This is a genomic window from Rickettsia endosymbiont of Seladonia tumulorum (genome assembly GCF_964030815.1).
Classification (GTDB): domain Bacteria; phylum Pseudomonadota; class Alphaproteobacteria; order Rickettsiales; family Rickettsiaceae; genus Rickettsia.
In genome coordinates, this window is sequence record NZ_OZ034963.1 from 909,803 (window position 1) to 924,752 (window position 14,950).

The window sequence follows — 14,950 nt, forward strand, 5'->3', positions numbered from 1 at the left end:
AGGATGAGCAGTTTGCAAATATCTGTATAGAGTATGGCATAACCGATAACCAAAATATAGGTATGAATTTCTTACATAAAAACGATAAATTTATAAATAAAAAAAATACAAGCCTAGAAGCTGCTATTTATTACAAGTTTAAATTATTTGGTGATCATGATTTTGTTATTTCAGCTCAACCTAAAATCCTGATGGTTAGTAATAAAAAGCAGAAAGAGAGTTTTTTAGGAGAAATATCTTTATTAACAGGAATGTCTAAAAATATCCATTCCGTTACTATATTTAGCCAAAATGCAATTAGCTTTGGACATTCTATAAATAATACTGGTTATAAGAAGATGTATTATAATTTCTCTATTTGTGAGGGCATTAAATTTAGCAACGGAATAATGCTTACAAGTTTTACAAAATATCACACTAGAAAAAATTACGGCTCTATATATGATAACTCTGTTTATGAGCAATTAGGGGTTGCAAAAATAATTAACTTTGGAAAAGAAAACAAAAGTTCATTAACAACTCAAATAGGTTATTTTTGGGATCGCAGCCTTTCAAACAAAAAATATAAAATATCAGGTATAAGCTTTTCAGCATGGTTAGATGTATAGATGAAGATAAAATTTTGCAACTAATTAAAGATAGAAAGCAGTTAGCTGACTTAAATACTATTATCAAAAAGGATGTAATCGACAATGAATTAATAATTGATATGCTTTATGAAAATAAGATACTACCAATAATAAATAATATTTCTTCTATTAAAATTTATAATTATTCTAATGCTCAAGAATATGTAATGCAGGGATATTTTGTTTATGAAGATAAAGCAGGAAATAAAATTACTGCCATAAATAATTTAAAATTATTATTTGATGAAAAGAATAACTTTTCTTCTATAGCCCTAATCAAGAAATATTATTTTTATAAGTAATTAGAGCAGAACTTTGCTCACTTAAATAGTATTAAAGCTAAATATGATCTTGAATTTAAAGTTGGAACAATTACTGCTAAAAATATTAATTATGCAAATAAGGTAATAATATTTTTTGTTGTGTTTATAGTAATATTAATTTATTTGCCGGTTTTATTTCATATTACTAATAATATAAGCTACTTTGTACAAAATGTTTTAAAATCGCTCTTATTTGTAAAAGCAACCAGAGACTATAAGCCATTAGAAATAAAACAGACGTGAAACAGTATAGAAGAGCTACCGATTTATACAATTTTAGTGCCATTATATAAAGAGTTAAGCAAATTAAGATCAATAATCAAAAATATTTCATTAATTAATTACCCTGATAGTAAACTAGATGTCAAAATAATTATCGAAGATGATGATTATTTAATGATTAAAGAAATGGCATTATATAATTTACCTGCATATTTTCACGTGATACTAGTACCCCAAAGCTTCCCCAAAACTAAACCAAAAGCCCTTAATTATGCTTTAGAATATTCACGAGGTGAATATGTAGTTGTTTACGATGCTGAAGATAAACCTGAACCAGATCAACTACTTAAGGCTTTAGCAATGTTTAAGAGTTTAGCACCCGATTTTATTTGTCTGCAAGCCAAGCTCAATTTTTATAATAAAAACGAAAATGTTTTAACTAAAATGTTTAATCTAGAATATAGCTTATGGTTTGAATATATTTTAAAAGGGTTAAGTTTGCTCAAGCTCCCTACCCCACTTGGCGGTACGAGCAATCATTTTAAAGCAGATATATTACGTAGGTTGGGTGGCTGGGATGCTCATAACGTAACCGAAGATGCTGAAATTGGGTTAAGAATTTACTCGCAAAATTATAAGGTAGCCATTCTTGACTCATATACTTTAGAAGAAGCACCAAATAGTTTAGGTAATTGGTTAAATCAAAGATCACGTTGGATCAAAGGTTTTTTGCAAACATTTTTTGTGTTTATAGCACAAAAAGATAAGTATAAAAAACTTACTTTGTTACAAATGATAACTATTTATATTTTCATTGGGCTATCAACTTATAATTTCTGGTGCTTACCTTTTATAATATTTTCCATTATTATAAATAAAAACCCTATAATTGATTATGTATGGCTGGTTAATAGTATTTTTTCCCTCTTATATTTATACGGAACTGTTATTTATATATTAAAAAATTCTTTAAAATTTGGAAAAATAAAGTTTCAGGATTTAATAGCGTTAGTTTTGTGGGCTGGCTATTTCATATTACATACTATAGCCTCATATAAAGCAGTTTTTGAAATTATCTTCTGTCCGTTTAAATGGAATAAAACAAAACATGGCGTTAGTTTAGAAGATTTTGAGGAATAAGTTTATTGTATTATTAATTATTTTAAAGAAATAAGATGGGAATTAATTACCTCAAAAACAACCTCAAAATGTAATAATATATACTCTTTTAGATTCTCTCAAAAATATCGTGGCACTGTATCGCAAATACTTTAAAATTTGGAAGTCAAATAAGCGCTTTCCCCCACAGACTCTTATATTTTAACTCCTATAACTTCTAATACTGCTTTATAAATTATTTGCATAGTGGTAGGATTACAACTAGTTAGAGGTCCTAAAATTAAACGTTTATTATCTATGCTACGTATTTGGTCTATTAACAGGTCCGAATCTTTTTCTAATTTATTATGAGCTTTAATACGGATTCGTAAAGGAAAAGCATCATCTATCAAATTAGTTGTCAAGGGGATGATTAAAGTAGACGGATGACTCGCATCTAATAATACTTGATCTTGAATAATTAGTACAGGTCTCGTTTTGCCAGGCTCACTACCAACTTTAGGATTCAAATCGGCAAGCCAAATTTCTCCGAGATTAATTTTCAGGGTCATGTTCAATATTAGAAAATTCAGAATTTATTTTTATACTTTCTGTGCGAGTACGCATACTAGCTGCAAATAACTTCTCTTGCCGTTCTTGCTCATATAAGCTTTTATTCATGTTTTCAATAGATTTTCTAATATACTGACTACGTGAAATATGAAGTTTTCTAGCCCTCTTAGTTACTTCTTCTGCTAAGTCATCGGGTAATCTTACAGTAAGTGCGGACATATGATATGCTTTAAGTATTACAATTATAGTTACATTAATATAATATAATTTGTAATACAATTTATGTCAAGTCATCCTTTTTATTAATCCCCTATTAGTTGCTTAAGCAAACTATTATATACTCTCTGCAAATAACCGATATAGGGAATATATGGTAAAAAATTATTGGAAAAAGTTTTGGGGTAGTAATGTTACTAAATCCCAGCATTTTATTGAGCTAAATGACCTTGCTTATGGTAATATAAAGAAAGTTAGAGTGGGGATCGATGCTTATCGTGAAAATGTTATAGTCTATAGATGTGTCAACCTAATTGCTCAATCAGCTGGACATGTTCCTTGGAAAGTACTAAAAAGTAAAAGTGGTGAAGTAATCACAAATCATCCCTTAAATAATTTACTCAAAAGACCAAATCCTGAAAAAGCTGGAGCTGATTTTTTCAGTGAATTAATATCTAGTATGTTATTGTTTGGTAATAGTTATATTTTATCGACATCAGACTTTAGACCTAAAGAGATTTATTTACTACCGGCTAGTGCAACTGAAGCAGTATTAGACAAAAATATTTTGGTTGCATATAAATATCAAAGTGCAAGCGGTAATAAATTATATAGAATAGATCCTATTTCTAAAATAAGCAGGGTTTTGCATTTAAAAAATTATCACCCTACCAATTACCATTACGGCTTATCATCTTTAGAGGCCGCTTCACTTCCTATTGATTTACATCAACAATCTTCTTACTGGAATCATTCATTATTACAAAATGGTGCTAGACCATCTGGAGCGTTAATAGTTAAAGATAGTAATGGCTACCTTAGCGATGAACAATTTGAAAGATTACAAGCACAATTATCAGAAAAATTTACCGGTAACAATAATGCCGGTAAGCCTTTATTGCTTGAGGGTGGGCTTGGTTGGCAGGAAATGAGTATCAACCCAAAAGATATGGATTTTATTCAGTCTAAGAATGCTGCCGCAAGAGAGATAGCCCTAGCATTTGGAGTGCCGCCTCAATTACTTGGTATTAACGGCGATAATACCTATAGCAATATGTAAGAAGCACGTCTTGCTTTATGGGAAGAAACCTTAATTCCGTTACTTGATAAAATTGCTGATAATATAAGTAATTGGTTTTCTTATCTGTTTAATGAAGAAATTACCATTGATTTTGATTCTGATAGTATATCCGCCTTAACCGAAAAACGTGAAAATCTTTGGGCTAAAATTGCTAATGCTAATTTCATGACTCTAAACGAAAAAAGAGCATTTGTTGGGCTTCCTAAAATAAAAGATGGGGATAGTTTATGATCAAAGATACTACAGATACTTTAAATAATTTATATAATTTCACTACTAAGCTTATTCTTTTGCTTGAAGATGAGCTAGAGTCCCTTACTTTAAATAAAAGTGAAAATAATCTAGCTGATACCAAAAATATTGCAGAAATATTAAATAAATTAGTTAACCTACTAATACAATTAAATAAACTACCTAATAATCAAATAACATTTGAAACTTCAAAAATAGATGAAAAGGATAAAATGATCATAGATAATTTCTTAAAAAATTATAATTTAAAGCATCTTTTTTAAAAAATAGTCAATCCTTACAAACCCAAGATATTATTACATACTTCTAACCTTATTATTATATTCTCTACCCTTAAATCTATCCTTAGATCCATCTGAATTTACTACAAATAAAAATTACTGTCTTATCTGATATTTTAAATCTTAAATTACCTTAAAATCTGTGTTGTAAAAAAACCTCATTTCATTAATAATATTTAATATTTGTAAATAAAAGTTAATAAATTTAAGTAATTAAGATATAGAATTCTTAATAAATTTTTACATTTTAGTATTAATTACATTCTATGAAGAGTTTTATTAAAAAATTAATTGGGTAAGATTTGAGATATGAAGAATAAGTTTAAAATATTAAAAGGATTTTTAGCAACAGCATCATTATATGGATCTCTGATTTCAAGCTTTAATGTAGAAGCTACATCAATTTTAACTACTGGAAATAACGTAAGTTTAAGTAGCGGTGCAGGTCTAATAGGAGGATTATTTACTAATGGAGCTACTATTCAAATAGTAGCAAATTTACCAGGATTAACCCCTAAAATATCAGCAGATAAAGCGAATGCTCAAATTGGCGGAATAAATACACTAGTTAGCGGTCTTATTTTTGGTGGTGTAGAAGTGAGCCAGAATACACAAATAGGTCCACTTAATGCAACGATAGGTCTTAATCCTAATTTTGGTCCTCTTAAATTTATCGCTGATAATGCAACGGCTACTATTACCGGTGTTGGTAACCAAACATTTACCACCATGGATTTTGCCGGTAAAAATTCTACTTTACAGATTAATGATAACTTAACTATTAATACTACTATAGACAGTACAGGTAGCACAAACGGCACATTAAATTTAGGAAATGGCGTAACTATTACTAAAGATATCGGAGGGACTAACTCTTTAAGTTTGGTAAGTATTAACGGCAGTGGTAACATAAATTTTGGTGGGATTGTTAAAGCAAATGCTATTAATTTAGCAAACGCAGGAGCAAATGTTACTGCAACAGGTTTAGTTACTGGTCCACTAAATTATACGCAAGGAGGTAATTTTACGGTTAATGCAGGTATAGTAGGTAATATAGATTTTAAAAACCAAGCTGGGACATTTACTTTAGCTGACGGTATGAAAATTACCGGTAGTATAAATAGTACCGGTGGGATAAAAGGTACATTAAATGCTGTAGGTGGTACTATTACCGGAACTATTAATAATTTAAATTTATTACAATGTAATGGTGGTACAGGCAAAACACTTAATTTACAAGGTGATGCTATAATAAATACTCTGGTTTTTGCAAATGCTGCTGCTTCTGGAACTGTCAATGCAAGTGGTAAATTAACCCTTAGTGGTCTTACTTTTAACAATAATAACGCAGCGGGTGGTACTTTAATTATTGGTGCAGCAAGTACTATTAACGGATCAATATTAAATGGTATAAAAGGGACAATACAGTTAAACGCTAATTTAACAATTAATGATCCAAGTGCTGGTTCAGTAAATGAAATTGATATAGCAGATAACACCATTTACACGATAGATGCTAAAAACGGTGATGTAGATTTGTTAAATAATGGTGCGAAGATAAATTTCCTAGGAAAAAACTCAGAGCTTGATCTAGTAAATACCGGTAATGCTGATCATAAATTTATGCTATTTGCTAATCTAATTCCTTCTACTACTCAAGATATTTACAGCGTAGTAAGAGTAAGCTCAACAACTAATGGGTTAACTATAGCCAATAACGGTGCGTTTACCATAGGTCAAGATGCTACACATCGTTTGCAGAATTTTATAGTTGATGGTGGCGGTAATATCACAATCGCTCCTACAGTATTTACAAGCTTATTAACTGTAAATAACACTAACCAAGTAACGTTTAACCAACCTTTAAATTTAGGAACAAATGGTCAGGTTATTTATAAAGCAAATGGGACACTCGTCGTAAACGGCGTAACTGGTGCGATTATAACGAATGCCCCTAACCAAGGGACATTAACAATAAATAGTGGTAATATTACAGGTGCTATAGGTGATGCGACTAATTCTTTATTAGCAGTAAATATAGCTGCTAACGGAAACGTAACTTTAGGTGGTACAATTAATGCAACTAGTTTTAATATTAATAATGCTGGTGCTAATATTACCGCTCAAGGGCAAATAACAAGCAATGTATTATATAATCAGTCAGGTACATTAAACATTCAAAATTCTTTAACTAATATTGATTTTAATAACCAAAATGGCGTTCTAAACGTAAATGGTGATGCTACCTTAAGAAATTTTAAAAATGGTACTAATGCTATTCTTAATATTAATAGTGGAACAACAACTATGGAAAATACTATTGTTATTGTAAAAAATATAACAATAGGTAGCGATAGTTCTGCTGCTACTCTTATTATGACTCCAACTAACAATCCTCAAAATATTATAACATTTGGTAGTCAAGGCGGAAAATTAGTAATAAACCAAGCGGCTGGAACAACTCAACTTTTTAGGATCAATTAAAAATGGAAATAAAGGAATTTTAGATCTAAATGTTAATTTAATTGCTAATGATCCAAGCTTTGGAACAATAAATGAAGTTGATATAGCAGATAACACCATTTACACGATAGATGCTAAAAACGGTGATGTAGATTTGTTAAATAATGGTGCGAAGATAAATTTTCTAGGAAAAAACTCAGAGCTTGATCTAGTAAATACTGGTAATGCTGATCATAAATTTACGCTATTTGCTAATCTAATTCCTTCTACTACTCAAGATATTTACGGCATAGTAAGAGTAAGCTCAACAACTAATGGGTTAACTATAGCCAATAACGGTGCGTTTACCATAGGTCAAGATCCTACACATCGTCTGAAAGAATTCATAGTTGATGGCAGTGGTAATATCATAATTAATCCTGCAATATTTACAAGCTTATTAACTGTAAATAACACTAACCAAGTAACGTTTAACCAACCTTTAAATTTAGGAACAAATGGTCAGGTTATTTATAAAGCAAATGGGACACTCGTCGTAAACGGCGTAACTGGTGCGATTATAACGAATGCCCCTAACCAAGGAACATTAACAATAAATAGTGGGAATGTTGCAGGTGCCATAGGTGATGCGACTAATTCTTTATTAGCAGTAAATATCGGAACGAATCCTGTTACTTTCTCATCTAACGTATTCGCACCTGTTAAATTCACTGCTGACAATGTAAATGCAACTATTGCTGGTAGCGGTAATCAAATAATTACTTCTATAGATTTTGCTGGTAAAAATTCTACAATAACAATTAATGATGGTATAAATCTTTCAGGCAGTATCGACAATACCGGAACTGCTGGTAATGGTAAATTAAATATAGGAACCGGTGTAACTATTACTAAAGATATCGGAGGGACTAACTCTTTAAGTTTGGTAAGTATTAATGGCAGTGGTAATATAAATTTTGGCGGAATTGTTAATGCAACTAACATTAATTTAGCAAATGCAAAAGCAAATGTTGTTGTTGCTGGCTTAATTACCGGAACATTAAACTATAATGCAGATGCTACCTTATTTGCTCAAGGCGGTATTAACGGTGGTGTAAATTTTAATAAAAATGGTGGTAATTTCTCTGTATATTCTAATGCTGGTCAGACCTTAACAGCAAATTTTGACAATCTAGATGTAGGAGGAGCATATGGTTCAGTTACTATAAGCCATAATGGAGATAACGCTGGAACAGCTGCTATAATTGATGGTACTGTAGGTGGAACTAACCATATTGCAAATTTCAATATTATAAACGGGAATGAATTTAGTACTAATATTGTTCTAAACGGAGCAATTAATGCAACAAATATCCTGTTTAAGCGTGATGTTGATCAAAATCCTAATTTTACCATAGCTATAAATAATAATATTACAGGTGCAATTCAAAATGTTAGTAATGGTACTAATAATTTTGTGTTGAACATAGCAGATGGAAAAAAGATAACAGGGACTATAGATTCGCAGGGTGTCCTGTCAACAATTATAAATCTTGCAGGTAATAACGAAATTACAGGAGCTATTACAAATGCTACCACTATTAATTTTAATGGTGCAAACATAAAACTTGATTCCACTGTAAATTCTACAAATTTTGTTGTCGCTAATGATGGAGCTAGTGCAATTGTTACTGGTCTTATGACCGGTGATTTAGGATATAATGCAGGAAACAGCAGTGTAACAGCTACTGGTGGGCTTACAGGTAATGTAAATTATAATGATAATAACGGAACATTTACTTTAGGTGATGGTAGCAAGCTTACAGGAACAATAACTAATGGTAATAATGCTACAGTAATTACTTTAGGAAATGGCTCTATTAACGGAGCAATAACTGGCTTAAATACATTAGAGTTTAGCGGTGGTGCGGGTACAAATCTTAATTTAAGTGACACTGTTAACACCAGCATCAACAGTAGTATCACAAATATTACCTATACAAATAGCACTAATCCATCAGGAACAATTAACGTTAATACTGGTTTAACAGCAGGAACTGTAACCTTTAACGCAGGTAATGCAAATGGTGGTACAATTATCATAAATGCACCATCTACAATAGGGCTTGTAGCAAATGCTGCTAACGGCACAATAGTCGTTAATGCTGACTTTACAATTCAAGATCCTAATGCCGGTAATATTGATGAAATAAGAATTAAAGATAAAACCACTTATACAATTGATGCTGTAAATGCTGTAAGTGGTAATATAGATTTATTAGCAAATAACAGACAAATAATATTTGAAGGAGCGGATTCACAGCTAGCTTTAGTAAATAGCAGTAATACAGATGCTAGAACATTTACTTTAAATAATAATCTCAATCCTTCATCGACTCAGGATGGTTACGGGATAGTAAGAGTAAGTACTGCTGGGCAGGATTTAACAATAACAAATAATGGTGGTCCATTTACCATAGGTCAAGATAATGACCATCATCTGAAAGAATTCATAGTTAGTACTATTGGAACTCCCGGGAATCCTGGAAGTATCACAATTGATAATAATGTGTTTACAAAACTCTTAAGTATGAATAGCACAGGTCAAGTAACATTTACTCAGCCTTTAAATCTACAATTAGACAGTAATATAGCATTTGGTGCAAATGGTATTTTAGTTGTAAATGGCACAATCAATTCAGTTACAACATCTGCCCCTAACCAAGGAATGCTAACAATAAATGGTGGTAATGTTACAGGCACTATAGGTACTGACAAAGCTAGCCTAAAGCTTGTAAATATCGGAGCAAATCTTGTTACTTTCTTAGCTGATGTATTTGCACCTGTATTATTAACTGATCAAAATTCGGCTCTAACTTTAGGTAACGGAGTAAAAGTAACAGGTTCAGTAAAAACAAGTAATGATGGAAAAGGGGTATTAACACTTGGAGCAGGTAGTAGTGTTACAGATGGAATAGGTGAAAACGGTGCAGCACTTGCACAAGTAAAAGTTGGTGCAGGAGATAGTAGCCTTGGCGGTGGTATATATTCACAAATTATAACCTTAACAGATAATACATCTGCACTAACGTTACTAGATAGGATTAATTTTGATGGCAGCATAACAAATGAAGCAGATGCCGGAAATGGTCAATTAATATTCGAAAAAGATGGAACAATTACAGGTGGAGTAACAGGTAATAGTTTAGCTGAAATCGTATTTAATGGCATTGATACTATAGGCGGTAATGTAAATGCAACAACCTTAACAGTTAATGCTGGGGCAGATGCCACAATAGCAGGGGCTACAACAGTTAATGCATTTTATGATGGAGCAGGAAATTAACATCTACAGGGAATTTTACAGGTGGGGTAGATTTCAAAGGTAAAGGTGGAACATTTACTTTAGGTGACGGCTTTAGTATAGAGGGAATTGTAACAAGCACTGGCAGTGTAGCTGGTACTTTAAATTTTACCTATAATGGTAGAGTAGCTCAAAATATAGGTACTGATGCCGAAAATAGCCCAGCTACTATAAATATACAAGGTGATAATACATCAAAGGTAGTTCTGAAAAATAATGTATTTGCTGAAAATATCAATTTTATAAATGGTGGAAGAATTCAGCTTAGCGGAAATCTAACAACGCCTAATCTTGATTTTAAAACAAATGGCGGTATTTTAGAATTTAGCGGTAATGGTCAATATATCCTAGATGCTATTATAAATGGCAATAATGGCGTATTAAATGTTTTAACTACATTAACGGCTACCAATATAGGTACGCTTAAAACAATTAATATAGGAAACAATTTAGCCTCACAAATTTTTACTATTAAAGAAAATAATCCTAATGTTACTCTTCTAAGTGTAGCAAATAGTAGTATTAACTTTAACAATGCAAATTCAGAATTAGTAATATCTGCTCCAGTAGAACAAACTACTAAATTTGCCGCTAGCTTAGCAGGATTTACCGGTGGCGGTGGTACCGTCTCTTTAGATGGTAGTACTGCAAAATTAACAGTAAGTGGTCAAAATGGAGCAACACTTGGCACAGATGGTAATGCACTTACTGCTTTAAATATTATTGGTAACGTTACAATTAGTGATAATTTAGACGTTCATAATGCCAATAAGTTAAATATTAAAGCTGGAGCAAATCTTACTGATCAAAGCCTAACATCAGCTTTAATTCAAAATATAATTATAGGTGAAGCAGGAGCAAATGGAGCAGCTACTTACGGCTTAGATGCAGAAAGTAAAGATTTTGCTTTAAATAGTGCGAAAATGACATTTGCTAATCCAGATTCTGCTTTAAATCTTCAAAATAGTTCAAATACTACTGATAGAACCATCACTTTAACAGGAATTTTAAGTCCAGGCGGTGATCAGTTTGGTAAAGTACAACTAACAACCGGAAATAATAAGTTAACAATTGATAATGGTGGTAATGCTAATTATACACTTGGCGTTAATGGTCAAAGGTTAAAAGAATTAGATTTTATCAGCACTGGTAATGGTACTATAGATTTAAATGTCGGTATATTTGTTGAGAAGATATCGCTTGGTGTTAATACAATAGAATTAGGAGAAGTAAATGCTGATGTGTATTTCACAAAAGGTACAATTTATTCAGCAACAGGTAATATAAACGGCAAGGTAGATTTTCAAGGTAATGCAGGCACAATAAATCTTGCTGATGGGGTAAATATTAATGGAACTGTAGCAAGCACTGGTATTCAGAATGGTACATTAACTTTCCTAGGTGCAGGACAAGTTACCGATTTAATTACTAATATAGCTATGCTAAAAGCTGGAGCAGGTGATGTATCTTTAACTGCTGGCGGTAATTACTCTATCGGTGAAATTCAAGGTAACGGAAATAATAATATAACTTTTGCAGCAGGCACTAATTTAACTGTAGGCATTAACACAAGCGGCGGTCAGGCTGTAAATCTAGTCTTTACAAATGGTGGTAGTGTTAGCGGCAGCATAGGTTCAAGTGCGGTAGTCGGTAATATTACAGTGCAAGCAGGTAGTGTAAGTTTTGGCAACACTGTTAACAGTGGCAAGGTTATTCTATTAAATGGTGCTACTATAGAGGTTAAGAATAATTTAACTGCTACTGATATTTCTAGCGATAATGCTAATAGCGGTACTTTAAAATTAAATAACCCAGCACCTATTAATATAACATCTACTATTGGGGCTAATAATTCTCTTAATACTATAGAAGTAGCAAATAGCGATGCTATAATTTCAGGTGGTTTAAATGCTCAAAACATTAACTTTTCTAATGCAAACAACCCAGCAACTTTAACTTTAAATGCAGCAAGTAATGTTACAAACGTTACTACAGCAGGAAATAATACTCATACAATAGCAGTAACCGACTTTACAGCAAATGGTGCAATAGGTACTGATACTAATAAATTAAAATCAATAGAGTTACTAGGCAATGGCTTAGTCAATATTAATACTGATAAGTTCTATTCAGGCGTAACTACTGCTAATAACGGACAGGGTAATGTAAAACTTAATATTGATGGTGCTAGTAGTTATGATTTAGGTAGCAGCGGTAAAAGTTTAGCAAGCGTTCAGTTTAGTGGTAATAATACTATCAAAGGTGATCTATATGCTGGCAATGTTAATATTGATGCAGGTAAAACTGTTAATTTTGATCGTGGAACTAATAATACAAATCCTAAGACTTTAAACCTCCCTAACGCCATAGTAGATGGTACACCGCTACCTCGTTCACTTCAATTATTTACTTATTTAACCGATGTTGCGGCAAGTAATTTTAATTTTGCAGATTCTACTTCGTCTGCAGAATTCAAAGACGCTGTTTTAGTAAATGCCCCAATTAATAATGGCGGTACTATAAAATTTGATCAAAATGTTTGGTTCAAAGAAGAAGTTAAAAATGTACAACGATTAGAATTTTCACCTAACACATCTGTTATACTTGAGAAAAATATACAAGCAGGTACTTTAATAGCTGATAAAGCAAAATTAATTTTAACAGCTAACTCAGTGCTGGAGGGTGACCTAAACGTAACAGATGCCATTTTAGATTTAGCAAATTATGAATTAAAACATACGGGAAATGTTACACATAATGGCACATTAAATATTATCACATATTTTGATACGACATTAAAAACAGGTGGACATATATTAGTTGATCAGGATTCAAGTTATGATATGTCCAACATAAATAAAATAATAATCAATGTAGTATCCAGATCAGATACAACTAAAATTACAAAAGGTGATAAGCATCAAATAGTTACTCTTAATGAGGGAGCAACTTTCTCTCCTTATCCTAACAGCGACGTAACTATTAATTCTAGCGATACAGGAAATAAATGGAAAAATTGGGTTAGTGATGGTACTGGATTTGCATTAGTTGCAGATGATGTAGATGGCGGTGACGGTGGTGACGGCGGAGATGGAGGTGATGGCGGTAACGGTGGAGATGGAGGTAATGGCTCTGGCGGTTTTGATCCATCTGTAATAAATCCTATAACCAATCCTGTAGCTAGCGGTATAGCAACACAATTAGCTAATAATGTTAAGGATTCTGACACTACTAGTAGTGCTGCTCAATTAAAGAAAGATCTAGAAGCTATGCCTACAAATACCATGATTGAAACGTTAGATCGTTTAGGTCATAGAGTAAATATTACAGAAGTTAGTGAAGGAGTCGGAGAATTTACTAATATGGAACTCCAAAATATATTAACCGATGTTGCTATAAACATGGATAATTTAACCTCAGAAGGAATTTTTGGACGATTAGAAGAATTAGGAGACGAAACTGGATTAAGCGGACTAAATGAACCAAATTCAACTCTTAAAAATAATAATACTAGCGGTAGAAGACGTACTATTAATAGAACTCAAGCCGCAACTGCTGCTTGTGATGAAGATAATATCGGTACTGGCGTTTGGGGTGTACCATTCTATGGCATCGCAACGCAAAAATCTAAAAATGGTGCAAGTGGTTATAAATCCAACACTGGCGGTGGTATAATAGGGATTGATTATGCGTTCGATAATTCTATAGTACTTGGTGCTGCTTATACTAGAGCAGAGAGTAAATTACGCCACAAGAATACTAAAGCTGGTGATAAAACTAAAGCTACAAGTAATATATTCTCTGTTTACGGGCTTTATAACTGGCTACAAAATAACTTATTTGCTGAGTTTATAGGTTCGTATGGTACAAGTAGAATAAAAAATAAGGAAAAACGTATTACTTCTACAGGTAATCAAACTGCTATAGGACAATTTACCAATAGTTTTTATAGTGGTGAATTACTTGGAGGTTATAATTATATTATACCTAACTCTAACCTTACAACTCTAACTCCTATGCTTGGAATTCGTTATGCTACATTTAAAAATAGCAGCTATAACGAAAACAATACTACTTTCCAAAATTTATCAGTTAGAAGAAATTCATATAATAAATTTGAGGGGATAATTGGATTAAAAGGTACAACTAATTTCCTTGTAGAAAATATAATACTAAAACCTGAGTTACATGGCTTTATAAATTATAACTTTAACCATAAATCACCTAATATCAACGCATATCTTGATGGAAATGACGAGCTGCTTACAACAATTGGATTTAAACCAGCAAAAATTCTTTATAATGTAGGTTGTGGTGTTTCAACTAGATATAATATGTTAGAACTAGGTATTAGATATAACCTATCTCTTGCAAAGAAATATATTGCTAACCAAGGTTCTTTAAAAATTAAAGTAAATTTATAGATTAATATTGACTTCCTCACATAATCTCACATAGTAGCTATGTGA

Annotated in this window: 8 protein-coding genes and 2 pseudogenes; 8 read left to right on the top strand and 2 right to left on the bottom strand. The window is 32.0% G+C overall.

From position 1 onward, the window contains the following. Positions 1-62: 62 nt before the first annotated feature. The 3 genes from AAHF54_RS04480 (at position 63) to AAHF54_RS04490 (ending at position 2,314) form a co-directional block, all read left to right on the top strand. A complete protein-coding gene (locus AAHF54_RS04480) occupies positions 63-608 on the top strand; it encodes a hypothetical protein (RefSeq protein WP_341789227.1) in 546 nt (181 codons plus the stop codon). Further along, a complete protein-coding gene (locus AAHF54_RS04485) occupies positions 593-931 on the top strand; it encodes a hypothetical protein (RefSeq protein ID WP_342169842.1) in 339 nt (112 codons plus the stop codon). The genes AAHF54_RS04480 and AAHF54_RS04485 overlap by 16 nt, the downstream gene beginning before the upstream one ends. Before the next feature lie 300 nt (positions 932-1,231). After that, complete coding sequence (locus AAHF54_RS04490; protein ID WP_341788116.1) at positions 1,232-2,314, top strand: glycosyltransferase family 2 protein; 1,083 nt, start codon at positions 1,232-1,234, stop codon at positions 2,312-2,314. A 173-nt stretch (positions 2,315-2,487) separates the two neighbouring features. On the opposite strand, the gene AAHF54_RS04495 is transcribed toward AAHF54_RS04490, so the two are convergent. Next, positions 2,488-2,844, bottom strand: coding sequence for a type II toxin-antitoxin system PemK/MazF family toxin (locus AAHF54_RS04495; protein ID WP_341788117.1), 357 nt, complete (start codon positions 2,842-2,844; stop codon positions 2,488-2,490). Then, positions 2,828-3,064 (bottom strand): ribbon-helix-helix protein, CopG family, encoded by a 237-nt coding sequence (locus AAHF54_RS04500; protein WP_341788118.1) that lies wholly within the window; start codon positions 3,062-3,064, stop codon positions 2,828-2,830. The genes AAHF54_RS04495 and AAHF54_RS04500 overlap by 17 nt, the downstream gene beginning before the upstream one ends. Positions 3,065-3,215: 151 nt before the next feature. Between AAHF54_RS04500 and AAHF54_RS04505 the strand changes: the two are divergent. From AAHF54_RS04505 to AAHF54_RS04525, 5 genes and pseudogenes are all read left to right on the top strand, one after another. Further along, positions 3,216-4,373 (top strand): annotated as a pseudogene (locus AAHF54_RS04505) (phage portal protein). Next, the gene (locus AAHF54_RS04510) at positions 4,370-4,657 is read left to right on the top strand and encodes a hypothetical protein (protein WP_341788119.1); all 288 of its coding nucleotides are present in this window, start codon (positions 4,370-4,372) and stop codon (positions 4,655-4,657) included. Before AAHF54_RS04505 ends, AAHF54_RS04510 begins: the two are co-directional and overlap by 4 nt. 327 nt (positions 4,658-4,984) lie before the next feature. After that, positions 4,985-7,159, top strand: a complete 2,175-nt coding sequence (locus tag AAHF54_RS04515) for a hypothetical protein (RefSeq protein WP_342169843.1) — start codon at positions 4,985-4,987, stop codon at positions 7,157-7,159. Positions 7,160-7,292: 133 nt separating this feature from the next. Then, positions 7,293-10,463, top strand: a complete 3,171-nt coding sequence (locus AAHF54_RS04520; RefSeq protein WP_342169844.1) for a hypothetical protein — start codon at positions 7,293-7,295, stop codon at positions 10,461-10,463. Between the two features lie 881 nt (positions 10,464-11,344). Beyond that, positions 11,345-14,905, top strand: a pseudogene (locus tag AAHF54_RS04525) (autotransporter domain-containing protein); the annotation flags it as partial. Positions 14,906-14,950 lie beyond the last annotated feature (45 nt).

What these genes read in the sequence shown, in the direction of transcription:
- AAHF54_RS04480 (WP_341789227.1), top strand. Translation starts at nt 63, where the DNA reads ATGAATTTCTTACATAAAAACGATAAATTTATAAATAAAAAAAATACA.
- AAHF54_RS04485 (WP_342169842.1), top strand. Translation starts at nt 593, where the DNA reads ATGGTTAGATGTATAGATGAAGATAAAATTTTGCAACTAATTAAAGAT.
- AAHF54_RS04495 (WP_341788117.1), bottom strand. Translation starts at nt 2,844, where the DNA reads ATGACCCTGAAAATTAATCTCGGAGAAATTTGGCTTGCCGATTTGAAT.
- AAHF54_RS04500 (WP_341788118.1), bottom strand. Translation starts at nt 3,064, where the DNA reads ATGTCCGCACTTACTGTAAGATTACCCGATGACTTAGCAGAAGAAGTA.
- AAHF54_RS04510 (WP_341788119.1), top strand. Translation starts at nt 4,370, where the DNA reads ATGATCAAAGATACTACAGATACTTTAAATAATTTATATAATTTCACT.
- AAHF54_RS04515 (WP_342169843.1), top strand. Translation starts at nt 4,985, where the DNA reads ATGAAGAATAAGTTTAAAATATTAAAAGGATTTTTAGCAACAGCATCA.